Source organism: Amycolatopsis sp. N2S4-7 (assembly GCF_058119595.1).
Genome location: NZ_CP172299.1, coordinates 8,763,018 through 8,787,103, shown reverse-complemented (window position 1 = coordinate 8,787,103; position 24,086 = coordinate 8,763,018). Strand labels below are relative to the sequence as shown.

Below are 24,086 nucleotides of genomic sequence, written 5' to 3'. Positions count from 1 at the left end.
CGTGACGAACCGGGCCTCCGAATATCCCCGTGGCGTGACCGGGCGCACCCCCGGACGCGGCGAAGGCCCCCTCACCGGGCCGAGACGCCGGTGCGGGGGCCTTCACGGACCAGGAGCGTCAGCCCTGCTGGCCGGGCTGCTGCGGGTACTGCTGCTGCGCGCCCGGAGCCTGCTGCGGCGGCTGCGGCGCGGCCTTCGCGCGGCCGGTGACCACCGAGACGCCGATCAGCGCGAGGCCGACCAGGCCGAGGATGATGCCGAACGCCGGCTGCATGTCGGTGGCCCAGGACAGGATGCGGAACTCGTAGTCGAACTGCTCGAGGATGAGCGTGCCGAAGCCGAGCACGGCGAAGAGGATGCCGATGCGCATGGCGATGCCGGACATGGAAAACCCCCAACGGGAAAGGAAAACGGGAGCCGGCCGCCCCCGACGGCCCGCGATGGGACTCGAACAGTAGCGGCCGCCCGCGCGGCTGTCCCCCGCTTTCCCGTTTCGTTATCTCAGCTTCGCTGGAGCGAGTCCGGGCCCAGGTCGGCGAGGGTGCGGTGGCCGGAAAGGCCCATGGTCAGGTCGAAGTCGGCCAGCAGACCGCGCAGCACGTGGCGCACGCCGTCCTCGCCCGCGTGGGCCAGCCCGTACACCCACGGGCGGCCGACCAGCACCGCCCGCGCGCCGAGCGCGACGGCCTTGAGCACGTCGGCGCCGGTGCGGACCCCCGAGTCGAACAGCACCTCCAGGCGGTCGCCGACCGCCGCGACGATGCCCGGCAACGCTTCCAGGGCCCCGATCGCGCCGTCGACCTGGCGGCCGCCGTGGTTCGAGACCACGATGCCGTCCATGCCGGCGTCGACCGCGCGGCGCGCGTCGGCGACGTGCTGGATGCCCTTGAGGACGATCGGGCCGTCCCAGTGCTCGCGCAGGAACGGCAGCTGGTCCCACGTCCGGTCGGTGCCGGTGAGCATCCCGATCCAGCGCAGGATCGCCATGTTCGGGTCTTCTTCCGGGGTCTTCTCGAGCAGGCCGCGGAACACCGGGTCGGTGAACGGGACCGCGCAGCCCTCGCCCTTGAGGAACGGCAGGTACGCCTGGTCCAGATCGGACGGTCGCCAGGCCAGCGTCCACGTGTCGAGCGTGACGACCAGCGCCGTGTAGCCGGCGTTCTTCGCCCGCTTCAGCAGGCTCGCGCAGACGTCCGCGTCGCCGGGCCAGTACAGCTGGAACCAGCGCGGGCCGTCGCCGTTGGCCGCGGCGGCGTCCTCGATGCCGGTCGAGGACGCCGTCGACAGGATGAACGGCAGTCCCACGGACGCGGCGGCGCGGGCGGTCGCGGACTCGGCGTCCGGGTGGACGATCGACTGGACGCCGACGGGCGCGACGGCCACCGGCGCGGGCAGCCGGGTGCCGAGCACCGTCGTCGCCAGGTCGCGGTCGGTGGCGCCGGTCAGCATCCGCGGCACGACGCGCCAGCGGTCGAACGCCTCGCGGTTGGCGCGGGCGGTCGCGCCGGAGCCGGCCGCGCCGGCGACGTAGGAGAACGGGCCGGGCGCCATGACCTCGCGGGCCGACGCTTCGAGCTTCGTCGCGTCAGTCGAGCACGGCGGCAGCTGACCACCGAGTCCTTGCAGGTAGAGCTCGTTCTGATAGCTGCCGAAGCGTTCGGTCACGGCTGCCTCCTCACCTTCGAGGGGGCACTGTACTCGCCGGTAACGGCTCAGGCCGGGGCACGCCACATCGGCTGCATCGGCGGCCCGCCGGGCGGCGAGAACGCGGGCCCGTGGTCGCGGAACCCGAGCCGCCGGTAGAGCCGCGCGCTGTCCGGCGAGCTGGCTTCCAGGTAGGTCGGCACGCCCTCGGCGTCGAACCGGGCGAGGCCGTGCCGGAGCAGCCGCGCGCCGGCGCCCTGGCGCTGCCGGCCGGGCACGACGCCGAGGAACTGGGCGTGCCAGTGCGGTTCCGGCGGTTCGCGCTCGGCCATCAGGGCGAGCAGGACGCCCAGCCGGTCGAGTTCGGCCGCCTGGAGCCCGGCGACCGGGCCGCCGCCGTCACCGCCGCCGCCGCCGCTGGGCAGCCAGACGATCGCCGCCGAGCGGTCCGCCGTCACCTCGACGCGGCCGGCCGCGAACCCGGCCCCCACGATGTCGCGGAAGAACGCCGGGTGGGCGCCGGTGCGGCGGCGCTCCTCGCCCGGGAACACCCAGCGGCTCACCGGGTCGTCGTGGAACGCGGCGGTCAGGACGCCGACCACGGTGTCCGCTTCGGACGGTTCGGCCGCGCGGACGTCGCTCATCGTGCCTCCCGCACGAGTTCGTCGTCGTCCCGCACCGGGCCACCGATCCCCGCGTAGACGTCCGGACGCCGGGTGCGCAGCGCTTCGGCCCGCAGGAAGCCGGCCAGCCCGGCCAGCACCAGCAGCCCCGGCAGGCCCCAGCGCAGCAGCGGGACCGAGCCCGCCGGGCCGAGCAGGACGTCGAAGTGGGCGACGATCAGCACCAGGACCGCGGTGAGCGCCACCGCCGCGAGGGCGGGCGCGCCCCGGCGCCGCCACCACGTCTCGCGGCCGGGGTAGCGCCGGAAGAACCCGATCACCGACAGCGAAACCGCGATCATGATGATCGTGACCCCGGTCGAGGCGGTGACGCCGGTCCAGGTGAACAGTTCGGTGAACGGGTCCCGGCCGGCCAGCGCGAACACCGAGACGACGACCACGCTGATCGCGGTCTGGACCAGCGAGCCCCCGATCGGGGCGCCGGTGCGCTTGCTCGTGCGGCTGAAGCCCTCGGGCAGCAGCCCTTCCCGGCCCAGTGCGAAGAAGTACCGGGCGGCGGCGTTGTGGAAGCTGAGCAGCGCGGCGCACTGGCCGGTCAGGAACAGCACGTACGCCGTGTCGGCGAACGCCGGCCCGACGTGCTGCGCGCCGAGCCCGAACACCAGGCCCGGCCCTTCGGCCACGGCCCGCTCGACGATGTGCTCCGGGCCGACCGCGACCGCCATCCCGAGTGACGAGGCGACGAACAGGACCGCGGTCAGGGCGATCGCGACGTACGTCGCGCGCCCGACCGTCCGGCGCGGGTCGCGGCACTCTTCGCCGTAGGTCGCGGCGCCTTCGAACCCGGTGAAAACCGCCAGGGAGAAGGCGAAAACGGCGCCGGCGCCCGCTGTGAACAGGCTCGACGGCGCCAGCGGGACCAGCGAAACGGCGCCACCGGCGGGGTGGGTGAACAGGGCGACGTCGACCACCACGAGCACCGCGACTTCAAGGCCCAGCGCGACGCCGAGCACCTTCGCGTTGAGGTCGATCCGCAGCACCCCGCCCGCCCCGACGACGAGCACCATCAGCAGCGAGACCGGCCACCACGGCACGCTGAGCCCGAACACCGCGTCGAGCCAGGTGGCGGCGGAAAGGCCGAACAGGCCGTAGATGCCGAGCTGGATGGAGCTGTAGGCGAGCACCGTCACGTAGGAGACGGCGGCGCCCGCCGACCGCCCGATCCCGTGCGCCACATACGGGTAGAAGGCGCCGGCGTTCGTGGTGTAGCGGCTCATCGCGGCGTACCCGACGGCGAACAGCGCCAACACCGGGGCGAGCAGCACGAACGACAGCGGCACGCCGACGTTGCCCGTCACCGCGTAGGTCGCCGACACCCCGCCGGCGACCGCGAACAGCGGACCCGCCGCCGCGACGACGAAGAAGACGATCTGGGCGGCACCGAGCCGCCTGCTGCCGAGGCCGTGACGCCCCGGCGTCCGGGTTCCCATGAACCTTCCCCCACGCCGTTCGTGATCTTGGCGGCGGTGCCCCAGAGTAGGGGTGCGCCCCGGGCGGCGGTACGTCCGTTCGGGGTAAAGCGTGACGGCACCGAAAGCGGGCCGAAGCCGTAGCGCTATCTTCGACGCCTTCGCCGAGAACCCCCGGGGGCCCGTTTCCGTCATGCGCCGGCTCACTTTGGTCGATGCCTTCTTCTTCCTCGGCCACGACGAGTTCACCGGGCGGGCGGTGCTCAGCCGGACTTCGCTGGGCATCGGCCTCGCCGGCGCGGCGTTGTGCGACCTGCTGTTCACCGACCGGATCACGGTGGAAGACCGGAAAGTCCGCCCGATCACCGGACGGCCGCCGGGCATTCCGGCGGCCGACCGCGTGTTTTCCGGAATTGTTTCGGAAACGACGACGTACCGGGTGCGCGACTGGGTCGACCACCTGCGTGAAGAACTGCCGTCGGTCGCCGCGGACCACCTCGTCGCGCGCGGGCTCGTCGAGCGGGTCCCCGATCGGGTGTTCTTCCGCCGGACCCACCGCTACCCGCCGGCGGACCTGCTCGTGTCGACGGCGGCGCGCAGCCGGGCGCGGGCCGCGGTGTTCGGCGTCGACCGGCCCGACCCGCACGCGGCCTGCCTGGCGCTGCTGGCCTGGACCGCGGGCGTCGACAACCTGTGCGAGCCGGAACTCGGCCGGGCGCAGGTGCGCGAGTGGATGGCCGACACCCACCACGCGCTGCCGCGGCGGATCGCCGACGTCATCAGCGGGGTCGCCGAGGTGGCGGCAGCTGTCGTCTACACGGGCGACCGCAGATGAACCCTTTCGGCGGCTCCGGGTGGCGGAGGTCCCGGCCTGGGGTGATCCTCCGGATTCCTTTGTGACCGGCGGGTAACCTGGGCGCGTCCGCCGTCGACGTCAGCCAGGAGGAGACATGCCCGAGGAGCGCGAGTACGCCGTGGTCCTGTTCGGCGCCACCGGGTTCACCGGCGGGCTCACCGCCGAGTACCTGGCGCGCCACGCGCCGGCGGACCTGCGCTGGGCGCTGGCCGGGCGCAACCGCGGCAAGCTCGAAGCCGTCCGGGCGCGGCTCGCGGAGATCGACGACCGGTTCGCCTCGCTCGACCTGCTCGTCGCCGATTCGGGTGATCCGGCGTCGCTGCGGGCGGTCGCCGAAGCGGCGAAGGTGGTCATCACGACGGTCGGCCCGTACCTGACGCAGGGCGAGCCGCTGGTGGCGGCGTGCGCGGAAGCCGGCACCGACTACGTCGACCTCACCGGCGAGCCCGAGTTCGTCGACCGGATGTACCTGGCGCACGACCGCCGCGCCCGCGAGACGGGGGCGCGGCTGGTGCACGCGTGCGGGTTCGACTCGATCCCGCACGACCTCGGCGTGTGGTTCACCGTGCGGCAGCTGCCGGAAGGGGTCCCGCTGCGGATCGACGGCTACGTCCGGGCGAGCGGGATGCCCTCGGGCGGCACGTTCCTCAGCGCGCTGACCGTCATGTCCCGGCTGCCCGCCGGCGCCCGGGTCGCCCGCGAGCGGTCGGCCGCCGAGCCGCGGCCCGCCGGGCGGTTCGCGCGGGCCCCGCTCGGGCGCCCGCACCGGGTGGCCGGCCCGGGCTGGTGGGCGGTGCCGCTGCCGACGATCGACCCGGAGGTCGTCCGCCGGTCGGCGGCCGCGTCCGAGCGGTACGGGCCGGACTTCACCTACCGCCACTTCGCCGCGGTCAAGCACCTGCCGGTGCTGGCGGGCGGCGCCCTCGGGGTCGGCGCGCTGTTCGCGGCGGCGCAGATCCCGCCGGCGCGCCGCGCGCTGTCCCGCCGGCTGGCCCCCGGCGACGGCCCGAGCCCCGAACGCCGGGCGCGTTCGTGGTTCTCGGTGCGGTTCCACGGCGAAGGCGGCGGCTCCCGGGTCGTGACGGAGGTGTCGGGCGGCGACCCCGGCTACGACGAGACGGCGAAGATGCTGGCCGAGTCGGCCCTGTGCCTGGCCACCGACGACCTCCCGGAAACCGCGGGCCAGGTGACGACGGCGACCGCGATGGGCGGCGCACTCGTCGATCGGCTCACGAAGGCAGGCCTGCGCTTCGAGACGCTGTGACCGGGCCGGCCGCGGTGACGACGTAGTCCGCTTCGTCGAACGAGCCGACCCGCGTCCGCAGCCGTCCGGTGGAGAACGGCCAGCTGAAGCTGTTGCGGCCGTTGACGTCCGTGTAGTAGCTCGAACACCCGCCGGACTGGTAGACCGTGCCCGGCAGGGCCGCCTGGACCTCGGCGTTGAACGCCGCCTGCGCCTCGGGGCGGACCGCCAGCGAAGCCCGGCCCGGCCGCAGCGTCCGGGTCACCGCGGCCACCGTGTGCCGCAGCTGCGCCTCCAGGATCGTGAACGCCGACGAGTGCCCGGTGCCCAGGCTCGGCCCGAGCAGCAGGTACAGGTTCGGGAAACCGGCCACGCTCGTCCCGGCGAACGCCTGCGGGCTGCCCTGCCAGTGGTCGTCGAGGCTGCGGCCGTCGCCGTCGAACACGCGCGCCGACACCGGCATGTCGAGGATGTGGAAGCCGGTGCCGAAGATGATGGCGTCGACCTCGGCGGCCGAGCCGTCGGCACCGAGCACCCGGCTCCCCTCGATCGAGGCCACGGCCGCCGGGTGGACGTCCACAGTGGACGACGTCAGGGAGCGGTAGTAGGTGTTCGACATCAGCAGGCGCTTGCAGCCGAGCGTGTAGTCCGGCGTGAGCGCCTTGCGCAGCACGGGATCCCGGACGTTCCGGCGCAGGTGCGCCAGCCCGATCCTCTGCACCTGCCGCAGCAGCCACGGGTGCCGGAACCCGAAGCCGAGCGTCTCCATCGCGCCGTACTCGGCCGCGCGCAACGCCCGCCGCAGCGCCGGGAACCGCCGCAGGAGCGCGCGTTCCAGCCGCGGGACGGCGTGGTCCGGCTTCGGCAGCACCCACTGCGCGGTGCGCTGGAACAGGTGCAGCCGCCCGACGCGGGGCACGATCTCCGGGACGAACTGCACCGCGGACGCGCCGGTGCCGATCACCGCGACCCGCTTGCCCGTCAGGTCGTAGCCGTGGTTCCAGCGCGCGGAGTGGAAGACCTCGCCGGGAAAGCCGTCCAGGCCGGGCAGGTCCGGGATCCGCGGCTCGTGCCACGGCCCGGTGCCGGCGACCAGGATCCGCGCGGTGTAGCGGCCTTGTGACGTCTCGAGTTCCCACCGGGCGTCCCGGGAGTTCCACTGGGCCCGCGTCAGCTCGACGCCGTACCGGATCCTGCCCGTGACGCCGAAGCGCGTGGCCGTGTCCCGCAGGTAGGCCCGGATCTCGGCCTGCCCGGCGAACGCGCGCGTCCACTCCGGATTGGGCGCGAAGGAGTACGAGTACAGCGCGGACGGGACGTCGCAGGCGCAGCCGGGGTAGGTGTTGTCGCGCCAGGTCCCGCCGAGCTCGGCGGCCTTCTCCAGCACGGCCAGGTCGTCGACCCCGGCCTGCGTCAGGCGGATGGCGGCACCCAGCCCCGACGCGCCGGCACCGACGACGAGGACCGCGAAGTGGCGTTGTTCCATTTTCGGAGACTAACAGTATCTCGATACTGTCGGTACCCCGATTCCGGACCTGGCTAGAGTGCAGGCATGGCCCGACTCACCCGCGCGGAAAGCCAGGCGCGCACCCGCGAGCAGCTGATCGAGACCGCCAAGGTGCTCTTCCTGCGCGACGGCTACTCGGTGACGTCGCTGGAGAAGGTCGCCGACGAGGCCGGATACTCGAAGGGCGCGGTGTATTCGAACTTCCGCAACAAGGACGAGCTCTGCCTCGCCGTGCTCGACCGGATCCACGACGAGCAGGTCGCCTTGGTCGCCGGCGCCCTGGTCGGCGCCGAAGGGGTCGACGGGCTGCTGACGGCGTTCCAGACCTGGGCCGAACGCAGCATCGGCGACGAGGCGTGGACCGCGCTCGAGGTCGAGTTCGCCACGAACGCCCGGCGCAACCCGCACGTGCGCGCCGAACTGGCCAAGCGGGACCGGGCGATCCGCGACACCATCGCCGGCCTGCTCACCCGGTACGCCGAGCGGTTCGGGATCACGCTCCCGATGTCGGCCGACGACGCCGCGACGGCGTTGCTCAGCCTCGGCATCGGGCTCGGCGTCCAGCGCGCGATCGACCCGACGATCCCGGTGAACGTCCTGCCCGCCGTCATCCGCCTGTTCGCCGGGGCCCGCTGAACGTCCTTTGAGGACCTCGTGCGGTGGTCCAGACCGTTCACGAACATGAACGAATTCCGCCTCTTGTGGACCCCGTTGACCCTTCGCTACCGTGTCGCTACGCCGCAGCACCACCCGATGCCCCGATACCGGTCGCCCCCGGGCCGCCGGATTCCGGGCTTCGTCCGCCATGCCCGAAGTGCCGTGTCCCCGCACGGCGAATTCCGCGGAAAGGGTTTTCCCCATGAGCAAGAAGTTGCGGCCGGTCCTGATCGGTGCGCTCGGCGCGGCCTCGGTCGCGGCCCTCGTGATCACCACCCCCGCGCTCTCCACGGCGGCACCCGCGCCACTGGCCGCCAGCAGCGCGGCCACGCTCGCCGCCGGGGACCTTTCGGCCCCGGCCAAGAAGGAAATCGCGATGAAGCTGGTCTCCAGCGCGGAAAACTCCTCGCTGGACTGGAAGGCGCAGTACAAGTACATCGAAGACATCGGCGACGGCCGCGGCTACACCGCGGGCATCATCGGCTTCTGCTCCGGCACCGGCGACATGCTGGAACTCGTCGAGGCCTACACGAACTCCGTGCCGGACAACCCGCTGGCGAAGTACCTTCCCCCGCTGCGCAAGGTGAACGGCACCGACTCGCACGCCGGGCTCGGCTCGGCGTTCGTGAGCGCGTGGAAGCAGGCCGCGGCCACCAGCGCGTTCCAGACCGCGCAGAACAACGAGCGCGACCGCGTCTACTTCAACCCCGCGGTGAACCAGGGCAAGTCGGACGGCCTCAGCACGCTGGGCCAGTTCATCTACTACGACGCCATCGTCATGCACGGCCCCGGCGACAGCTCCGACAGCTTCGGCGGCATCCGCAAGACGGCGATGAAGAAGGCGAAGACGCCGGCCCAGGGCGGCAACGAGACCACGTACCTCAAGGCGTTCCTCGACGCCCGCAAGGTCATCATGAAGCAGGAGGAGGCGCACGCCGACACCTCCCGCGTCGACACCGAGCAGCTGGTGTTCCTCAACGCGGGCAACTTCGACCTGCACACCCCGCTGAAGTGGAAGGTGTACGGGGACTCCTACACCATCAACTGACGTCGCGCGCGGCCCGCGTGGCACCGTTAGGCTCTCCGGCATGCGCAGGAGGTCCCTCGGTGCCACGCTGGCCGCGGCCGCGTTGCTGACCGGCGCCGCCGCCCCCGCCGGAGCGGCCTCGCCGGCCTTCCGCGGGACGGCCGGCCAGGTGGTCACCGTCGTCGCGGACTCGGCGGCCGCGACAACCGCCGTCCTCACCGCCTGGGAACGCACCGGGGACGACTGGGTCCGCGCGCACGGCCCGATCCGCGCGTACGTCGGGAAGAACGGCGTCGGCCAGGCGAGCGAATCGACGTCCCGCACCCCGGCCGGCGTCTGGTCCCTGACCGAGGCGTTCGGCGGGAAGCCCGCGGTCACCCGGCTGCCCTACCGCCGGGTCACCACCACCGACTGGTGGGTGTCCGACGCGAAGTCCCCGCACTACAACACGCACTTCTCCTGCGCACCCGGCACCTGCCCGTTCGACGAGGCCGCCGGTGAGAACCTCGGCCGGGCGGGCGCCGTCTACGACCAGGCCGTCGTCATCGACTACAACCGCGATCCCGTGGTCCCGGGCGCGGGCTCGGCGTTCTTCCTGCACATCGCCGACGGCCGCCCGACCGCGGGCTGCGTCGCGATCCCCGCCCCGGACCTCGACGCCATCCTGCGCTGGCTCGACCCGGCCCGGCACCCGGTCATCGCCATCAGCGGCTGAGCAGCTCGTCCGCCGTGCGGGTGTTGATGATCCGCTCCGGCCCGATCCCGGCCTTGATCGCGCGTTCGCAGCCGAACCCCTGCCAGTCGAGCTGGCCGGGGGCGTGCGCGTCGCTGTCGATGGCGAACTCGCAGCCGATCTCCGCGGCCAGGCGGAGCAGCTTCATCGGCGGGTCGAGCCGCTCGGGCCGGGAGTTGATCTCCACCGCGACGCCGTTCTCGCGGCACGCGGTGAACACGGCTTCGGCGTCGAACTCCGATTCGGGACGCCCGCGGCCGACGACCAGCCGGCCGGTGCAGTGCCCCAGCACCCGCACGTGCGGGTTCCGGACCGCCGCGAGCATCCGCCGGGTCATGTCCCTCGACGGCATCCGCAGCTTCGAGTGCACGCTCGCGACGACGAAGTCCAGCTGCCCCAGCAGCTCCTCCTCCTGGTCGAGGGAGCCGTCGTCGAGGATGTCGACCTCGATGCCCTGCAGCAGCCGGAAGGGCGCCATCAGTTCGTTGGCCTTGGCGACGATCTGCATCTGTGTGCGCAGCCGGTCCGGCGAGAGCCCGTTCGCGACCGTCAGCCGCGGCGAGTGGTCGGTCAGCACCATCCACTCGTGCCCGACGTCCCGGCCGGCCACCGCCATCTCGCCGATCGAACTGCCCCCGTCCGACCAGTCGGAGTGGGTGTGGCAGTCGCCTTTGAGCGCCGACCGCAGGGGCTCCCCGTCCGGCAGCTCCTTCTCGACGATCTTCGACCGGTACGCCGGGTCGCGGTCGGCCAGCGCGTCCTCGATGACGCCGGCGGTGGCCTTGCCGATGCCGGGCAGCGAGGTCAGCGTGCCGCTCTCCGCCAGCCGTTCCAGCTGCTCGCGGGCGGTCTTGTCGACGGTCGCGGCGGCGTTCCGGAACGCGCGGACCCGGTAGGTCGGTTCACCCGCGCGCTCCAGCTGGAACGCGATCTCCCGCAACGCCCACGCCGGATCCATGGAACCTGTCTACCCCCTCCGGGGCAGTTCGTGCAGCTCGACGTCCGTCAGCGCGCCGGCCTCGATCCGGCAGGTCTGGTAGGTGCAGAACGGCTGGCGGCGCCGGTCGGTCGGCGAACCGGGGTTGAGCAGCCGCATCCCGGCCGGGGTGACCGTGTCCCACGGGATGTGGCTGTGCCCGAAGACCAGCACGTCGGTGTCCGGGAACTGCGCGTCGCACCGCTGTTCCCGGCCCTGCTTCGCGCCCGTTTCGTGGATCACGGCCAGCCGGACGCCGTCGAGGTCCGCCCGCGCGATCTCCGGCAGCCGCGCCCGCAGCGCCGGGCCGTCGTTGTTGCCGTAGACGCCGATCAGCCGCTTGCTGCGGGCTTCCAGTTCGTCCAGCAGGGCGACGTCGACCCAGTCGCCGGCGTGCACGACGACGTCGGCGGTCTCGACCTCCCGCCACACCTGCTCCGGCAGCGCGCGGGCGCGGGCGGGCAGGTGCGTGTCGGAGATGAGCAGCAGCCTCATCCGATGGCCTTCAGCACCCGTTCCAGGAACCCGCCGATGTGGTCCTTGAGCAGCGACGCCGCGCCCTCGGCGTCACCCTTCTTGGCCGCGCCGAGCACCGCCTTGTGCTCGGTCCACTCCTTCTTCCAGCTGGGGTTGGCCTCCCAGCCGACGACGCTGATCAGCGCCGCGCGGTCCTTGAGGTTGTCGAGGATGCTGACCAGCAGCGGGTTGCCGCAGCCGCGGTAGAGGGCGCGGTGGAACCGGCGGTTCAGCAGGCTGAGCGCGGCCTGGTCCTTGTCCGCGATCGCCGCCGACGCCTCCTTCAGCGCGTCCGCGGCGTCTTCGAGCAGCTCGGGGTCGCGCTGCTCGACCGTCCGGCGGACGGCTTCGGGCTCGAGCACCATCCGCACGTCGTAGACGGACTTCGCGAGCTCGGCGTCGACCGTCACCACGGAAGCGCCCTTGTACGGGCTGAAGGTGACCAGCCCGGAGTTGGACAGCACCTTGAGGGCCTCGCGCACCGGCGTCTTCGACACCCCGAGCCGCGCGGCCAGCTCCGCTTCGACGAGCGGCTGGCCGGGGACGAGCTCCCGGGTCAGGATCCCGCGGCGGATCTCCTCCAGGACCACTTCGGTCCGGGAGGCGGGCAGGCTGAACGTCCCGGTCATGGCGCGCTCCCTCGGTCGTGTCGGAGCCCATTCAACCAGGCCCGCGAGATCGTATATCAGATGCCATACTGGATCCCATGATGAAGCCCGAGGAGCTCCGCAGCCACCGGTGGTACGGCGGCGAGGAGCTGCGCAACTTCAGCCACCGCGCCCGCAGCCGCCAGCTCGGCTACAACCCGGAAGAGCACCTCGGCAAGCCCGTCATCGGCATCCTCAACACGTGGTCGGACATCAACCCCTGCCACATGCACCTGCGCGAACGCGCCGAGCAGGTCAAACGCGGTGTCTGGCAGGCCGGCGGCTTCCCGCTGGAGTTCCCGGTGGCCACGCTGTCGGAGACCTACCAGAAGCCGACCCCGATGCTCTACCGCAACCTGCTCGCGATGGAGACCGAGGAGATCCTGCGGTCCTACCCGATCGACGGCGCCGTCCTCATGGGCGGCTGCGACAAGACCACCCCGGCGTTGCTGATGGGCGCGGCCAGCGCGGGCCTGCCCGCCATCTTCGTCCCGGCCGGGCCCATGCTGCGCGGGCACTGGCGCAACGAAGTCCTCGGCAGCGGCACCGACATGTGGAAGTACTGGGACGACAAGCGCGCCGGCCTGATCGGCGACGCCGAACTGTCCGAACTGGAGCGCGGCCTGGCCCGCTCCCCCGGGCACTGCATGACGATGGGGACGGCGTCGACGATGACGTCGGCCGCCGAGGTGCTCGGCGTGACGCTGCCCGGCGCCGCGTCGATCCCCGCCGTCGACTCGGCGCACCACCGGATGGCCGCGGCGAGCGGCGCCCGGATCGTCGGCATGGTCTGGGAGGACCTCACGATCACGCAGGTGCTGGACAAGCGGGCGTATTCGGACGCGATCACCACCGTGCTCGCCCTCGGCGGCTCGACCAACGCCGTGATCCACCTGATCGCGATGGCCGGCCGCAGCGGGATCCCGCTGAGCCTGGCCGACTTCGACGCCATCGCGCGGCGCGTGCCGGTGCTGGCGAACATCCGCCCCGGCGGCGACTGGCTGATGGAGGACTTCTACTACGCCGGCGGCCTGCCCGGGCTGCTGTCGCGGCTGACCGACCTGCTGCACACCGACCGGCTCACCGTCACCGGCCGCACCCTCGGCGAGAACCTCGAACCGGCGCTCGTGCACAACGACGACGTCATCCGGCCGCGGGACAACCCGGTCGCCGCCGAGGGCGGGGTCGCCGTCCTGCAGGGCAACCTGGCGCCGTCCGGTGCGGTGATCAAGCACATCGCCGCCGAGCCGCACCTGCTGACCCACACCGGACCGGCCGTGGTGTTCGAGAACTACGCGGACCTGAAGAAGCGGATCGACGACCCGGCCATCACCGCGGACTCGGTGCTGGTGCTGCGCGGCTCCGGGCCGCTCGGCGGCCCGGGCATGCCCGAGTACGGGATGCTGCCGATCCCCGCGCACCTGCTGGAGCAGGGGGTCCGGGACATGGTCCGGATCTCCGACGCGCGGATGAGCGGCACCAGCTACGGCGCGTGCGTGCTGCACGTGGCGCCGGAATCGCACGTCGGCGGCCCCCTCGCCCTGGTCCGCGACGGCGACCTGATCACCCTCGACGTCCCGTCGCGCGCCCTGCGGCTCGAAGTGCCCGACGAGGAACTGGACCGCCGCCGGGCGGACTGGACCCCGCCCGCGCCGCGGTTCGAGCGCGGCTACGGCGCGCTCTACAGCGAGCACATCACGCAGGCGGACGAGGGCTGCGACTTCGACTTTCTCGCCCGGGCGGGCCACAACCCGGAGCCCGACGCGGGCTGAGGCCGCCTCGGTTGACCGTTCCGTGACCGGTTCATCCCCCGTTAGGGCGAGTCGTACGGCTTGTCCGGGTGCCCCGTACGCTGAGGCCCGTCACCGGCGGGACCCGGTGCCGCGTTGAAGGGGTGGAGAGTTGCCGTACGAACCGCGTTGGCCCGAGTCACACGGTGAGCAGACGGACGTCCTGCCGGTCGTCCGGCCCGAACCGGATCCGGACCCGGGCACCCCTTCCGCCCGGCGACGCACCCTCCGCAAGGCCGGCTGGGTCGCGGGCGGGGTGTTCGGCCTGCTCGTCGCGGTCTACGGGATCGACCTGCTGGTCAGCCAGGGCAGCGTCCCGCGCGGGGTGACCGTGGCCGGGGTCGACGTCGGCGGGATGGACCGCGACGCCGCCGAGCAGGAGCTGCGCGGCAAGATCGAGCCGCGGCTCACGCGCCCGCTGGCCGTGACCGCGGGCGACGTCCAGGGCACGCTGTCGCCGACGCTCGCCGGGCTGCGCCTCGACTGGCCGCAGACGCTCGACCAGGCCGGCGAGCAGCCGCTGAACCCGTTCACCCGGCTCTCGTCGCTGTTCTCGAGCCGCGAAGTCGGCGTCGTCAGCCACGCCGAGGACGCCAAGCTCACCGCCGCGCTCGAGTCGCTGCGCGGCCAGGTCGACCGCGACCCGGTCGAAGGCACCGTGAAGTTCGACGGCGCGAACCCGGTCGCCGTGCCGCCGAAGACCGGGCAGAAGCTCGACGTCCCGGCCGCGACCGCCGCCGTCATCGAGCACTGGGCACGCGGCGAGACCCTCGCGCTGCCGGTGTCGAGCACGCCGGTCCGCACCACCCCCGAAGGCGTCCAGGCGGCGCTGGACCAGTTCGCGCGCCCCGCCGTCTCGGGCCCGCTGGTGATCAAGGGCGAAGGCAAGAACGCCACCGTGAAGCCGGAAGCGATCGCTGCGGCGATCACCTTCGAACCGGCCGACGGCGGCGGGCTGACGCCGAAGATCGACAACGGCAAGATCGCCGAGGCCGCCGGGCCGCAGCTCAAGTCCACCGAGAAGGAGGGCAAGGAGGCGACCATCGTCTTCGAGGGCGGCAAGCCGACGGTCGACCCGTCCACCGACGGCCGGACCATCGACTGGGACCCGAGCCTCAAGCCGCTGCCCGACGTGCTGAAGAAGACCGACGGCCGCGAGGTCCCGGCCGTGTACAAGGACAGCCCGGCGAAGGTGACCACCGAGCAGGCCAACGAGCTGGGCGTCAAGGAGGTTGTCGGCGAATTCACCACCGGCGGCTTCGCGCCCGAATCCGGCACGAACATCCGGGTCGTCGCGCAGAAGGTGAACGGCGCCATCGTCAAACCCGGCGAAACGTTCAGCCTCAACGGGTTCACCGGCCCGCGCGGCAAGGCGCAGGGTTACGTCGAGGCGGGCGTGATCAAGGACGGCGCCCCGGGGCGCGAGGTCGGCGGCGGCATCTCGCAGTTCGCGACGACGCTGTACAACGCGTCCTACTTCGCGGGCATGAAGGACGCGGGACACAAGGAGCACAGCTACTACATCAGCCGCTACCCCGCCGCGCGCGAGGCGACGGTGTTCCAGAACCCCAACGGCTCCAGCGTCATCGACCTCAAGTTCACGAACGACTCGCCGACCGGCATCGCCATCCAGGCGATCTGGACGCCGTCGTCGATCACCGTGAAGCTGTGGGGCACCAAGCGCTACACCGTCGAGTCGATCCCCGGCGGCCGCTCCAACCCGAGCGACCCGCAGACCAAGCCGGGCCCGGCCGAGAACTGCCACGCCTCGAACGGCGCCCCCGGGTTCACCACCACCGACACCCGCGTGCTCAAGGACGCCGCCACCGGCCGCGAGGTCAGCCGGTCGACCCGGACCGTCCACTACAACCCGCAGCCGAAGATCACGTGCGGCGAGGGGTAGCGCCCTCCTAACGGACGTTCACGCAGAGCGTCCGTGGCGGTACCGTGGGTGCGCATGACGGCACGCGCGGTCGGGTTCCGGGACGTCCTCGCGGTGACCGAGTTCCGGGCGCTGTTCTCGGCCCAGCTCGTCTCGGTCACCGGTGACCAGCTGGCGCGCGTCGCGCTGTCGATCCTGGTCTACGACCGCACGAACTCCCCGGGCTGGGCCGCGCTGACCTACGCGCTGACGTTCCTGCCGGACCTCGTCGGCGGGCCGCTGCTGTCCGGGCTGGCCGACCGGTACCCGCCGCGCACGGTGATGGTCTGGTCCGACGTCCTGCGCGCGGTCGCCGTGACGGCGATGGCCGCGCCCGGGCTGCCGCTGCCGGCGGTGGCGGCGCTGCTGGTCGGCGTCCAGCTGTTCAACCCGGTGTGGAACTCCGCGCGGGCGGCGCTGCTGCCGCAGGTGCTGCCGGACGAGACGTTCGTGCCCGGGATGGGCCTGCTGATGATGCTGGTGCAGGTGGGGCAGGTCGCCGGGTTCGCGCTCGGCGGGCTGCTGGTGGCGGGTCTCGGCACCGGCGGCGCCCTCCTCGCGGACGCGGCGAGCTTCGCGGTGTCGGCGGTCTTCCTGGTCACCGGGGTGCTGGCGCGGCCGCCGCGCGCCGAACCGGGCGTCCGCTGGTGGCCGCACGTGCGCGCGGGCTGGACCGTGGTCGTCGGCGACCCGCGCCGGCTCGCGCTGGTCGCGCTCGGCTGCGTCTCCGGCATCTACATCGCGGGCGAGGCGATCGCCGCGCCCTACGCCGCCGAACTCGGGGGCGGCGCCGTGGTGGTCGGGCTGCTGCTCGGGTCGTACGCGCTGGGCAACGTGCTGGGCATGGCGGCGCTGTCGCGGATCCCGCCGTCGCGGCGCGGACGGCTGCTCGGGCCGCTGGCCGTGCTGGCGTGCGCGGCCTTGCTGGGCTGCGCGCTGCGACCGGACCTGGAGGCCACGTTGGCGCTGCTGACCCTGTCCGGGGTGGCCAGTTCGTACAACCTGATCGCGAACACGACGTTCGTCCAGCTGACGCCGGACGGCCAGCGCGCGCAGGCGTTCGGGTTCGCGCTGACCGCGTTGCGGGTGTCGCAGGGCCTCGGCGTGGTGCTGGCCGGCGTGGCGGCCGAGCGGGTGGCACCGCACGGCGTCGTCGCCGCGGCCGGGGCACTGGGTGTGGTGGCCGCGGCCGGCGCGGCCAGGCTGTGGCGGCGGGCGCAGCCGGACCCCCGGTGACCGGATCCCCGCGGGGGACCGGTCACCGGGCGCCGGTCAGGACCGCGTCCAGTCGGTGGGGCACTCGGGCAGCGGTGACGAGACGCCGGGGCGGGTCCAATCGGTGGGCAACCGGCGCACGGTCCAGTCGGTCGGCAGTTCGCGCGCGGTCCAGTCGGTCGGCAGCTGCCGCGTGGTCCAGTCGGTCGGGATCGAGCGGGTCCAGTCGGTGGGGAGCTGCCGGGTCCAGTCGGTCGGCCGCTGCGCGCGGCGGCGGGAGGGGACGATGTTGTTGCCGGGCAGGAAGTGCGACATGATTTCTCCTGTAGGTGAGGGATCTTGCACGGTAGGTAACCGGACCGTAGCCTGACCGGCCTAGTGACACACCGCGTTCATTCGATTACAGTGACGATTTCCGCGAAGAGTTCCGTCCTGAGAAGAAGGGCGTTTCGTGGGATTGTCCGGGTCCCAAGGGCGAAAGCCCAGCTCAGAACGTCCACGATCAGGTATCCGTACGTGGGCGATGTGGAAGCTGGCCACTCCGGTGTTCGGCTACGTCCTCGTCGTCGACGCACTGGCGCTGGTCGCGGTCCTCGCGACGGCCGCGCTGGTGCCGATCACGACCCAGTCACTGCTGTGGTGCGGCCTCATCCTGGCCGGTGAGATCGTGCACCTCGAAGCGGCGCAACGCATCGAGCGGATCCGCGAGCTCGCTGCCGACGGCAGGCCGCACATGCACCTGCAGTCGATCTGGATCTTCGCCGGGCTGCTCCTGCTGCCCCCGCCGCTGGCCACGCTCGTCATCGTCGTCAGTTATGCCCATTCCTGGGTGCGCGTCTACAAGCGACGCGGCGTGATTCACCGGAAGGTGTTCTCCGGCGCCACCGTGATCCTGGCCTGCGCCGCCGCGGGAGCCGTGTTGTCGGCGGGCACCGGGCACGTGGCGCCGTACGTGCCGTACCTGGACGGCTTCGGCGGGATGACCGCGCTGCTGGCGGCCGGGCTCGTCTACTTCGGCCTCAACTACGTGCTCGTGATCCTGGCGATCCTGATGAGCAACCCGGGCAAGCCGCCGCGGCAGGCGTTCGGCAACCCGTCCGACGTGCTGATCGTGCTGGCCGCGGTCGGCGTCGGCTGCGGCATCGCGCTGGTGATGACGGTCCGGCCGTGGCTGCTGCCGGTACTCATGGTGACGCCGGTGGCGCTGCACATCGGCCTGCTGCTGCCGCAGTTCCAGGCCGCCGCGCGCACCGACTCCAAGACCGCGCTGCTCGCCCCGGAGTTCTGGGTCCAGCTGGCCCGCAACGAGCTGGCCCGCGCCGCGGAGCTGTCGTCGACCGCGGGCGTGCTGATGATCGACATCGACCACTTCAAGGCCATCGACGACGGCAACGGCCACCTGGCGGGCGACGAGGTGCTGCGCGCGGTCGCGGCCGCGATCCAGGGTTCGGTGCGCGGCGGCGACTACGTCGGCCGCTTCGGCGGCGACGAGTTCGTGGTCCTGCTCCCGGGCACCACGAGCACGGAGATCGCGTCCGTCGCGGACCGGATCCGCACGGCGATCGCCCGGATCGAGGTGCCGGTCCCGGTGATCCGCCCAGGCAAGCCCGAGGTGATCAGCGGGCTGACGGCGTCGATCGGCGCGGCGGTGTACCCGGAGACGGCGACGGAGTACACGATCCTGCTGCAGGCGGCCGACGACGCGGTGTTCGAGGCGAAGGCGGCGGGCCGGGACCGGGTGGTGCTGGCGACCACCCGCACCGAGCTGACCCGCCCGGAGATCCCGGACGTCCTCTGATCTCCGGACGGGCCGGGCGCTACGGCAGGGTGGCCAGCGACTGCTCCAGGGTGGCCGCGGACAGCTCGTTGTCCACCATGTCCCCGGCGAGGTAGGCGCCGTACGCCGGCAGGTCGAGGTGGGCGTGCCCGCACAGCGCCGTCAGGATCACCTTCTCCTCCCCGGTTTCCTTGCACCGCAACGCTTCCTGGATGCAGGCCGCGAGCGCGTGCGTCGGCTCCGGCGCCGGGATGATGCCTTCGGACCGCGCGAACCGCACGCCCGCGGCGAAGCACTCCTGCTGCCCGACGGCCATCGCCTCGATCAGGCCCAGCTCGTAGATGTGCGAGATCAGCGGCGACATGCCGTGGTAGCGCAGGCCGCCCGCGTGGATCGGGTCCGGGATGAACTCGTGGCCGAGCGTGTGCATCTTCAGCAGCGGCGTGAGCCCGGCGGTGTCGCCGAAGTCGTAGGCGTACTTCCCGCGCGTCAGCGACGGGCACGCGGCCGGCTCGACCGCGCGGATCACCGGGTCCATCCGCCCGGCCAGCTTCTCCCGCAGGAACGGGAAGGCGAGGCCGCCGAAGTTCGAGCCGCCGCCGGTGCAGCCGACCAGGACGTCGGGGGTGTCGCCGGCCAGTTCGAACTGCTTCAGGGCCTCTTCGCCGATGATCGTCTGGTGCAGCAGGACGTGGTTGAGCACGCTGCCCAGCGCGTACCGCGTGTCCGGGTCCTGCGCCGCCTGCTCGACCGCCTCGCTGATCGCGATGCCGAGGCTGCCCGTCGAATCCGGGTGCTGCTTGAGGATCGCGCGGCCGGACTCGGTCAGCTCGGACGGGCTCGGGTGGACGGTCGCGCCGAACGTCTCCATCATCAGCTTGCGGTAGGGCTTCTGGTCGTAGGACGCCCGCACCTGCCAGACCTCGCACTCGAGCCCGTACTGGGCGCAGGCGAAGGCGAGCGCGCTCCCCCACTGGCCGGCGCCGGTCTCGGTGGTCAGGCGGGTGACGCCCTCCTGCGCGTTGTAGAACGCCTGCGGCACGGCGGTGTTCGGCTTGTGGGAACCGACCGGGCTGACGCCCTCGTACTTGTAGTAGATCCGCGCGGGGGTGCCCAGCGCCTTCTCCAGCCGGCGCGCGCGGAACAGCGGTGACGGCCGCCAGAGCCGGTAGACCTCCCGGACCTCCTCCGGGATGTCGACATAGCGATCAGTCGTCACTTCCTGGGCGATGAGCGCCTGCGGGAACAGCGGGGCCAGGTCGTCCGGGCCGACCGGCTCGCGGGTGCCGGGGTGCAGCGGCGGGGGCGGTGGCTCGGGCAGATCGGGGATGACGTTGTACCACTGGGTGGGCAGATCATCTTCGTCCAGGATGTACTTGGTCTTCTCAGCCATCGCGCCTCCTTGGTCGGCACCTCAACTTAGGACGCGGCCGCCCGCGGAGCCAGCGGCGCAACCCGGCCGGTTAGGGTGACCGCGTGAATCGGCCGCCCGCTACCCGGCGCGTGCCCTTCCGGGGTGTCGGAGTGCTCGTCGAACTGGTCCTCCTGCTGCTCTGGTTCGTGCTCTTCGCGCGTCTCGACGCCGCCGTGGGCAAGGACTTCGCGGCGGCCAACGCCCACGCGCTGGCTCTCCGGTCCGCCGAACACGCGGTGCACCTCGACATCGAGCTGAGCGCGAACCGTTGGCTGGCCGCGAATCCGGTCCTCGCCCACCTGGCGGTGTACCTGTACCGGCTGTACTACGTCGTGGTCGCCGGCACCCTGGTGTGGGTGTTCGTCCGGCACGCCGGCGTCTACCGCCGGGTGCGCCGGACGATGGTCGCGATGATGGCCCTCGTCCTGCCGGTCTACTGGGCGGTGCCGATGTCGCCCCCGCGGTTCGCGCTGCCGGGCGCCGTCGACATCGTGGCCCGGTACGACATCCTGAGCCAAGCCGGCTGGACGAATCCCAGCCACCACACGGCGATGCCCAGCCTCCACGTGGGCTGGTCGTTGTGGTGCGCGTACGCGGCGTGGTCCGCGCTCCGGGGCAAGCATCCCCGTCGGGCGCTGCTGCCGTGGTTGTTCCCGCTCCTGATGACGGCGGACGTGCTCACCACGGGGAACCACTACGTTCTCGACGTCGTGGGCAGCGTCGTGTTGCTGGCCGTTTCGATCGTCGCCGCGTCGCTGTGGGGGCGCCTCGCCATGCGCCTGCGCCGCGTCAGGCGTCGGCGCTGGGTTCGGCCAGGCCGGCCGCCGTCAGAGTGAGGTGCCGGGCCAGCGCCGCGGCCGCCGCGTCGGCGTCGCGTGCCAGTGCGGTCTCCTCCAGCCGGCGGTGTTCGCCGAGGTGGTCCCGACCGGGGCTGCGGTGGGCCGACCAGCGGCGAGCGAGTTCGCTCGCCGTCCACAGGCGGTCGAAGGTGTCCAGGAGCATCGCGTTGCCACAGCCCTCGAGCAGGGTGCGGTGGAAGATGCGGTGCGCCTCGGACCAGGCGTCGCTGTAGTGCTCGCCCTCCCCGGGGACGAACGCCGGGGTGCGGGCGAGGCGGTGGTGGGCGGCCCGCACGCGAGCCTCCCAGTCCAGGTCGCCGCGCTCGATCGACATCCGCAGGAGGACCGGTTCGACGGTCCGCCGAGCCTCCGCGATCTCCTGCCAGCGGCGATCGGAGAAGGCCGGGACGGCGAAGCCGCGGTTCGGCAGCCGGTCGGCGAGGCCCTCGCCGACCAGGCGCACGAGCGCCTCCCGCACGACGACCAGGCTCACCCCCTGCTCCTTGGCGAGGTCCTGGGGTTTCAGCGCATCGCCGGGCGCGTGGGCGCCGTGCATGATCGCGTTCCGCAGGTGCCCGTAGACCTGCTCGGAGAGCATCGGCTTGCCCGTTCGCGTCATGCCGTGACTATAGACGAAGCCCCGGATAATCGATTATCTGTGTTATGGTCGATTCGAACCCTCAGTAGCAAGAAAGGAACGACGCCATGAGCGTTGCCGACCCGTTCGCCCGCCTCCCCGAGGCGGCGAGCTTCACCGTGTCCAGCACCACCGTCACCGACGGTGCCGCCTGGCCGCCCGAGCAGCTCTCCGCCGGCGTCCCCGGCGGGAAGGACCTCTCTCCGCAGCTGTCCTGGAGTGGCGCCCCCGCGGGCACCAAGAGCTACGCCGTCACCGTCTACGACCCGGACGCCCCCACCGGCTCCGGGTTCTGGCACTGGGCGGTCGCCGACATTCCCGCCACCTGCACCGAGTTGCCCGAGGGCGCGGGCGACGACACCGGTTCGGGCCTGCCGGAGGGCGCGTTCCAGCTCCCCAACGACGCCCGCCTCGCGCGTTACCTCGGCGCCGCCCCACCGGCCGGGCACGGCCCGCACCGCTACTTCGTCGTGGTGCACGCGCTCGACGTCGAGTCCATCGGCGTCCCGGCCGACGCCACCCCCGCCGTCCTCGGGTTCACCATGACGTCGCACGCCCTCGGTCGCGCCGTCCTGGTGGCCACGGCGGAAACGCCGGGCCCCGAACGGATCGAGGTCTCCCGGCTCATCCCGGCCCCCGCCGGCGCCGTCTTCGCCGTCCTGACCGATCCGAAGGGCCACGTGGACATCGACGCGTCCGGCATGCTCATGGACGCCGAAGGAGCACCCGTCACCCGGCCCGGCGACCGGTTCGTGGTCCACATGGACCGCGAGGCCCTCGGCGACGTTCCGCTGGGGCGGTACGACGTCGAGGTCGTCATCACGAAGCTCATACCGGGCCAGGAAATCGCCTGGACGGTCGAGGGCCGAGTCGCTCCGCACGCCCGCCACACCTACGGCTACCGGCTGGAGCCCGCGCCGGAGGGCACCCTCGTCACTTCGTACTACGACTGGTCGGAGGTCGACGAGGAGTGGCGCAAGCGGGTCGGATTCCCGGTGGTTTCGGAGTCCGCGCTCAAGGCGACCCTCGGCATCCTGGAGCGCACGGTGCGGCGGAACGCCTGAAGGGTCATCGGCCCTTCGCAGCGCGGCGGGGCGCCGCCGAGCGAGGTGGGGTCGAGCGCATGTGGTCGCGCACCGGGGCCAGCAAACCGGCCAGGGTCTTGACGTCGTCTCGCGAAAGCGGCTCGAACAGCAGGCCGCTGACCACGCCGATGTGCCCCGGCAGCACCTCGGCCAGCAGCGCGCGCCCGGCGTCGGTGATGGTGACCGTGACGCTCCGCTCGTCGTCCGGCGAGGGAGCGCGCACGACCAGGCCCGCCTTCTCCAGCAGTCCGGCCTGGTAGGTCAGACCACTGCGGCTGTAGACGACGCCGTCGGCCAGGTCGGTCATGCGGTGACTGCCCGTCGGCGAGTCCCCGAGCCGGGCCAGCAGCTGGAACTGCACGTAGCTGAGGTCACCGGCCTCGCGCAGCTGCTGCTCGACCGCGTGCCGGAGCAGGCTCGTCACCTCGATGAGGACGAAGTAGGCGCCGAGCTGCACGGGGTCGAGCGACGGTGGTGCGTCAGACATGCCCGCAGCTTACTGCTTTGAATTCGAAGGGGTTCCGCCGAAGCAGCCACCCCGTTCGGGCACACTGGCGCCATGTCCTTGTCCGAGCTGGGCACCGCGGTCCGCTGGTTGCGCGAACACACCGAGCCCGCGGCGGCCGGGCTGCCGGCGGGCGGACTCCGAGACAACGGACGGCGGGTCCGCGGCCTGCGCCGGGAGGAACTGGCCGAGCTCGCCGGGGTGTCCGCGGACTACATCCGGCGGCTGGAACAGGGACGACGGCACCCTTCGGCCGGCGTGGTGACCGCCATCGCCCGCGCTCTGCGGATCGGCCGGGCGGACTACGAGCGGCTCTGCGCCCTCGCCGGGTATTCCGCGGTCGACGGGCAGGTGCCGCGCGAGGCCGGGGCGGCGGCGATGCGGCTCCTGGAGCGCTTCGACGGCACCCCCGCGTTCCTGACCGACGCGGCGTGGAACGTCGTCGCCGTCAACCGTGCGTGGATGGCGCTCGGAGGCGGGGCGCCGGCCGGGCCGGCCCGGGATTGGAACGTCGCGTGGCGCACGTTCTGCAACGCGCGCGAGGAGATCGGCCGCACCGACGAGCACCAGGCCGGTTTCCGGGCGGTGCTCGCCGCCCGGCTGCGTGACGCGCACCTGCGCTACCCGGCCGATGCGTCGCTCGCCGAGCTCGTCGACGAGCTGCGGACCGCCAGCCGTCCGTTCGACACCCTGTGGCGCACACCGAAAACCGTCTCCACCTACGAGAACCGGGCCGCGTTCCAGCTTCCGGACGGTGCCGACGTCACGCTCGACGGCGCCCTGCTCGAAGTGCCCGGCGACGGCCTGATGGCGGTGGTCCTCACCGCGGCACCGGACTCGGCCGACGCGGCCCGGCTCGAGGAGGTCGTCCGCACCGCGGACGGCCCGGCCGTGGTCAGGGTGGGCCAAGCCGGCCCAGGCTGACCGAGCCCGTTGCCACGATCCTGAGACCCGTGTGGATCAAGGGCGCCCTCCGGTGGTGACCGGCTTCACTTGCTTCAAATT

24 protein-coding genes are annotated in these 24,086 nt (G+C 72.4%); 12 read left to right on the top strand and 12 right to left on the bottom strand.

The features are described 5' to 3' along the window. Window positions 1-118 precede the first annotated feature (118 nt). The 4 genes from ACH54P_RS41410 to ACH54P_RS41395 all read right to left on the bottom strand — a co-directional run bounded on the left by ACH54P_RS41410 (window position 119) and on the right by ACH54P_RS41395 (window position 3,757). Window positions 119-385, bottom strand: a complete 267-nt coding sequence (locus tag ACH54P_RS41410) for a hypothetical protein (RefSeq protein ID WP_489908755.1) — start codon at window positions 383-385, stop codon at window positions 119-121. Window positions 386-501: 116 nt separating this feature from the next. Continuing rightward, a complete protein-coding gene (locus ACH54P_RS41405; RefSeq protein ID WP_489908754.1) occupies window positions 502-1,665 on the bottom strand; it encodes a lactate 2-monooxygenase in 1,164 nt (387 codons plus the stop codon). Window positions 1,666-1,712: 47 nt separating this feature from the next. Next, window positions 1,713-2,288 carry a GNAT family N-acetyltransferase gene (locus ACH54P_RS41400; RefSeq protein WP_489908753.1) on the bottom strand — a complete coding sequence of 192 codons (576 nt, stop codon included), beginning with the start codon at window positions 2,286-2,288 and terminating at the stop codon, window positions 1,713-1,715. Next, window positions 2,285-3,757, bottom strand: a complete 1,473-nt coding sequence (locus tag ACH54P_RS41395; RefSeq protein WP_489908752.1) for an APC family permease — start codon at window positions 3,755-3,757, stop codon at window positions 2,285-2,287. The genes ACH54P_RS41400 and ACH54P_RS41395 overlap by 4 nt, the downstream gene beginning before the upstream one ends. A 172-nt stretch (window positions 3,758-3,929) precedes the next feature. Here ACH54P_RS41395 and ACH54P_RS41390 point away from each other — a divergent pair, with 172 nt between their 5' ends. Together ACH54P_RS41390 and ACH54P_RS41385 are read left to right on the top strand one after the other, a co-directional pair. Then, window positions 3,930-4,571, top strand: a complete 642-nt coding sequence (locus tag ACH54P_RS41390) for a GOLPH3/VPS74 family protein (protein WP_489908751.1) — start codon at window positions 3,930-3,932, stop codon at window positions 4,569-4,571. A 115-nt stretch (window positions 4,572-4,686) separates the two neighbouring features. Continuing rightward, on the top strand, window positions 4,687-5,856 hold the full coding sequence (locus tag ACH54P_RS41385) for a saccharopine dehydrogenase family protein (protein WP_489908750.1): 1,170 nt from the start codon (window positions 4,687-4,689) through the stop codon (window positions 5,854-5,856). Here ACH54P_RS41385 and ACH54P_RS41380 read toward each other — a convergent pair. Beyond that, the gene (locus tag ACH54P_RS41380; RefSeq protein ID WP_489908749.1) at window positions 5,822-7,321 is read right to left on the bottom strand and encodes a flavin-containing monooxygenase; all 1,500 of its coding nucleotides are present in this window, start codon (window positions 7,319-7,321) and stop codon (window positions 5,822-5,824) included. The two genes, ACH54P_RS41385 and ACH54P_RS41380, sit on opposite strands and share 35 nt — an antisense overlap. Window positions 7,322-7,387: 66 nt before the next feature. Here ACH54P_RS41380 and ACH54P_RS41375 point away from each other — a divergent pair, with 66 nt between their 5' ends. The 3 genes from ACH54P_RS41375 (at window position 7,388) to ACH54P_RS41365 (ending at window position 9,741) form a co-directional block, all read left to right on the top strand. Further along, complete coding sequence (locus ACH54P_RS41375; protein ID WP_489908748.1) at window positions 7,388-7,978, top strand: TetR/AcrR family transcriptional regulator; 591 nt, start codon at window positions 7,388-7,390, stop codon at window positions 7,976-7,978. 223 nt (window positions 7,979-8,201) lie between these two features. Beyond that, window positions 8,202-9,047, top strand: coding sequence for a chitosanase (locus ACH54P_RS41370; RefSeq protein WP_489908747.1), 846 nt, complete (start codon window positions 8,202-8,204; stop codon window positions 9,045-9,047). Window positions 9,048-9,087: 40 nt separating this feature from the next. Then, window positions 9,088-9,741: a L,D-transpeptidase family protein gene (locus tag ACH54P_RS41365; protein ID WP_489908746.1), complete on the top strand. Its 654-nt coding sequence runs from the start codon at window positions 9,088-9,090 to the stop codon at window positions 9,739-9,741. Here ACH54P_RS41365 and ACH54P_RS41360 read toward each other — a convergent pair. From ACH54P_RS41360 to ACH54P_RS41350, 3 genes are read right to left on the bottom strand one after another with little or no spacing between them, the layout of a single operon-like run. Beyond that, the gene (locus tag ACH54P_RS41360) at window positions 9,731-10,717 is read right to left on the bottom strand and encodes a PHP domain-containing protein (protein ID WP_489908745.1); all 987 of its coding nucleotides are present in this window, start codon (window positions 10,715-10,717) and stop codon (window positions 9,731-9,733) included. The two genes, ACH54P_RS41365 and ACH54P_RS41360, sit on opposite strands and share 11 nt — an antisense overlap. Window positions 10,718-10,726: 9 nt before the next feature. Continuing rightward, window positions 10,727-11,230 (bottom strand): metallophosphoesterase family protein, encoded by a 504-nt coding sequence (locus tag ACH54P_RS41355; protein ID WP_489908744.1) that lies wholly within the window; start codon window positions 11,228-11,230, stop codon window positions 10,727-10,729. Then, a complete protein-coding gene (locus ACH54P_RS41350) occupies window positions 11,227-11,880 on the bottom strand; it encodes a GntR family transcriptional regulator (protein WP_489908743.1) in 654 nt (217 codons plus the stop codon). Before ACH54P_RS41350 ends, ACH54P_RS41355 begins: the two co-directional genes overlap by 4 nt. Window positions 11,881-11,957: 77 nt before the next feature. Between ACH54P_RS41350 and araD the strand changes: the two genes are divergently transcribed. The 3 genes from araD (at window position 11,958) to ACH54P_RS41335 (ending at window position 16,845) form a co-directional block, all read left to right on the top strand. Further along, complete coding sequence (gene araD, locus ACH54P_RS41345; RefSeq protein WP_489908742.1) at window positions 11,958-13,670, top strand: L-arabinonate dehydratase; 1,713 nt, start codon at window positions 11,958-11,960, stop codon at window positions 13,668-13,670. A gap of 130 nt (window positions 13,671-13,800) precedes the next feature. Next, window positions 13,801-15,591, top strand: a complete 1,791-nt coding sequence (locus ACH54P_RS41340) for a VanW family protein (protein WP_489908741.1) — start codon at window positions 13,801-13,803, stop codon at window positions 15,589-15,591. 54 nt (window positions 15,592-15,645) lie between these two features. Further along, entirely contained in the window at window positions 15,646-16,845 is a 1,200-nt protein-coding gene (locus ACH54P_RS41335; RefSeq protein WP_489908740.1) for an MFS transporter, read from the top strand. A 36-nt stretch (window positions 16,846-16,881) separates the two neighbouring features. Here the strand turns inward: ACH54P_RS41335 and ACH54P_RS41330 are convergent, their stop codons facing one another. Next, the gene (locus tag ACH54P_RS41330) at window positions 16,882-17,139 is read right to left on the bottom strand and encodes a hypothetical protein (RefSeq protein WP_489908739.1); all 258 of its coding nucleotides are present in this window, start codon (window positions 17,137-17,139) and stop codon (window positions 16,882-16,884) included. Window positions 17,140-17,347: 208 nt separating this feature from the next. On the opposite strand from ACH54P_RS41330, the gene ACH54P_RS41325 reads away from it, so the two are divergent. Then, window positions 17,348-18,622 carry a diguanylate cyclase gene (locus ACH54P_RS41325; RefSeq protein ID WP_489908738.1) on the top strand — a complete coding sequence of 425 codons (1,275 nt, stop codon included), beginning with the start codon at window positions 17,348-17,350 and terminating at the stop codon, window positions 18,620-18,622. Between the two features lie 19 nt (window positions 18,623-18,641). Here ACH54P_RS41325 and ACH54P_RS41320 read toward each other — a convergent pair whose 3' ends face one another. Further along, complete coding sequence (locus ACH54P_RS41320; RefSeq protein WP_489908737.1) at window positions 18,642-19,994, bottom strand: TrpB-like pyridoxal phosphate-dependent enzyme; 1,353 nt, start codon at window positions 19,992-19,994, stop codon at window positions 18,642-18,644. 131 nt (window positions 19,995-20,125) lie between these two features. On the opposite strand from ACH54P_RS41320, the gene ACH54P_RS41315 reads away from it, so the two are divergent. Next, window positions 20,126-20,851, top strand: a complete 726-nt coding sequence (locus tag ACH54P_RS41315; RefSeq protein WP_489908736.1) for a phosphatase PAP2 family protein — start codon at window positions 20,126-20,128, stop codon at window positions 20,849-20,851. Here the strand turns inward: ACH54P_RS41315 and ACH54P_RS41310 are convergent. Continuing rightward, entirely contained in the window at window positions 20,805-21,452 is a 648-nt protein-coding gene (locus tag ACH54P_RS41310) for a GntR family transcriptional regulator (protein ID WP_489916936.1), read from the bottom strand. The genes ACH54P_RS41315 and ACH54P_RS41310 overlap by 47 nt on opposite strands. Window positions 21,453-21,559: 107 nt before the next feature. Between ACH54P_RS41310 and ACH54P_RS41305 the strand changes: the two genes are divergently transcribed. Beyond that, entirely contained in the window at window positions 21,560-22,555 is a 996-nt protein-coding gene (locus ACH54P_RS41305; RefSeq protein ID WP_489908735.1) for a YbhB/YbcL family Raf kinase inhibitor-like protein, read from the top strand. Between the two features lie 4 nt (window positions 22,556-22,559). On the opposite strand, the gene ACH54P_RS41300 is transcribed toward ACH54P_RS41305, so the two are convergent. Beyond that, a complete protein-coding gene (locus ACH54P_RS41300) occupies window positions 22,560-23,063 on the bottom strand; it encodes a MarR family winged helix-turn-helix transcriptional regulator (protein ID WP_489908734.1) in 504 nt (167 codons plus the stop codon). Window positions 23,064-23,135: 72 nt separating this feature from the next. Between ACH54P_RS41300 and ACH54P_RS41295 the strand changes: the two genes are divergently transcribed. Continuing rightward, window positions 23,136-24,005: a helix-turn-helix domain-containing protein gene (locus ACH54P_RS41295; RefSeq protein WP_489908733.1), complete on the top strand. Its 870-nt coding sequence runs from the start codon at window positions 23,136-23,138 to the stop codon at window positions 24,003-24,005. Window positions 24,006-24,086: the final 81 nt, after the last annotated feature.

Excerpts from the sequence above, each read along its gene's own strand:
- ACH54P_RS41410 (WP_489908755.1), bottom strand. The coding sequence starts at position 385 with ATGTCCGGCATCGCCATGCGCATCGGCATCCTCTTCGCCGTGCTCGGC.
- ACH54P_RS41400 (WP_489908753.1), bottom strand. The coding sequence starts at position 2,288 with ATGAGCGACGTCCGCGCGGCCGAACCGTCCGAAGCGGACACCGTGGTC.
- ACH54P_RS41395 (WP_489908752.1), bottom strand. The coding sequence starts at position 3,757 with ATGGGAACCCGGACGCCGGGGCGTCACGGCCTCGGCAGCAGGCGGCTC.
- ACH54P_RS41390 (WP_489908751.1), top strand. The coding sequence starts at position 3,930 with ATGCGCCGGCTCACTTTGGTCGATGCCTTCTTCTTCCTCGGCCACGAC.
- ACH54P_RS41385 (WP_489908750.1), top strand. The coding sequence starts at position 4,687 with ATGCCCGAGGAGCGCGAGTACGCCGTGGTCCTGTTCGGCGCCACCGGG.
- ACH54P_RS41380 (WP_489908749.1), bottom strand. The coding sequence starts at position 7,321 with ATGGAACAACGCCACTTCGCGGTCCTCGTCGTCGGTGCCGGCGCGTCG.
- ACH54P_RS41375 (WP_489908748.1), top strand. The coding sequence starts at position 7,388 with ATGGCCCGACTCACCCGCGCGGAAAGCCAGGCGCGCACCCGCGAGCAG.
- ACH54P_RS41370 (WP_489908747.1), top strand. The coding sequence starts at position 8,202 with ATGAGCAAGAAGTTGCGGCCGGTCCTGATCGGTGCGCTCGGCGCGGCC.
- ACH54P_RS41365 (WP_489908746.1), top strand. The coding sequence starts at position 9,088 with ATGCGCAGGAGGTCCCTCGGTGCCACGCTGGCCGCGGCCGCGTTGCTG.
- ACH54P_RS41360 (WP_489908745.1), bottom strand. The coding sequence starts at position 10,717 with ATGGATCCGGCGTGGGCGTTGCGGGAGATCGCGTTCCAGCTGGAGCGC.
- ACH54P_RS41355 (WP_489908744.1), bottom strand. The coding sequence starts at position 11,230 with ATGAGGCTGCTGCTCATCTCCGACACGCACCTGCCCGCCCGCGCCCGC.
- ACH54P_RS41350 (WP_489908743.1), bottom strand. The coding sequence starts at position 11,880 with ATGACCGGGACGTTCAGCCTGCCCGCCTCCCGGACCGAAGTGGTCCTG.
- araD (WP_489908742.1), top strand. The coding sequence starts at position 11,958 with ATGATGAAGCCCGAGGAGCTCCGCAGCCACCGGTGGTACGGCGGCGAG.
- ACH54P_RS41335 (WP_489908740.1), top strand. The coding sequence starts at position 15,646 with ATGACGGCACGCGCGGTCGGGTTCCGGGACGTCCTCGCGGTGACCGAG.
- ACH54P_RS41330 (WP_489908739.1), bottom strand. The coding sequence starts at position 17,139 with ATGTCGCACTTCCTGCCCGGCAACAACATCGTCCCCTCCCGCCGCCGC.
- ACH54P_RS41325 (WP_489908738.1), top strand. The coding sequence starts at position 17,348 with ATGTGGAAGCTGGCCACTCCGGTGTTCGGCTACGTCCTCGTCGTCGAC.
- ACH54P_RS41320 (WP_489908737.1), bottom strand. The coding sequence starts at position 19,994 with ATGGCTGAGAAGACCAAGTACATCCTGGACGAAGATGATCTGCCCACC.
- ACH54P_RS41310 (WP_489916936.1), bottom strand. The coding sequence starts at position 21,452 with ATGCTCTCCGAGCAGGTCTACGGGCACCTGCGGAACGCGATCATGCAC.
- ACH54P_RS41305 (WP_489908735.1), top strand. The coding sequence starts at position 21,560 with ATGAGCGTTGCCGACCCGTTCGCCCGCCTCCCCGAGGCGGCGAGCTTC.
- ACH54P_RS41300 (WP_489908734.1), bottom strand. The coding sequence starts at position 23,063 with ATGTCTGACGCACCACCGTCGCTCGACCCCGTGCAGCTCGGCGCCTAC.
- ACH54P_RS41295 (WP_489908733.1), top strand. The coding sequence starts at position 23,136 with ATGTCCTTGTCCGAGCTGGGCACCGCGGTCCGCTGGTTGCGCGAACAC.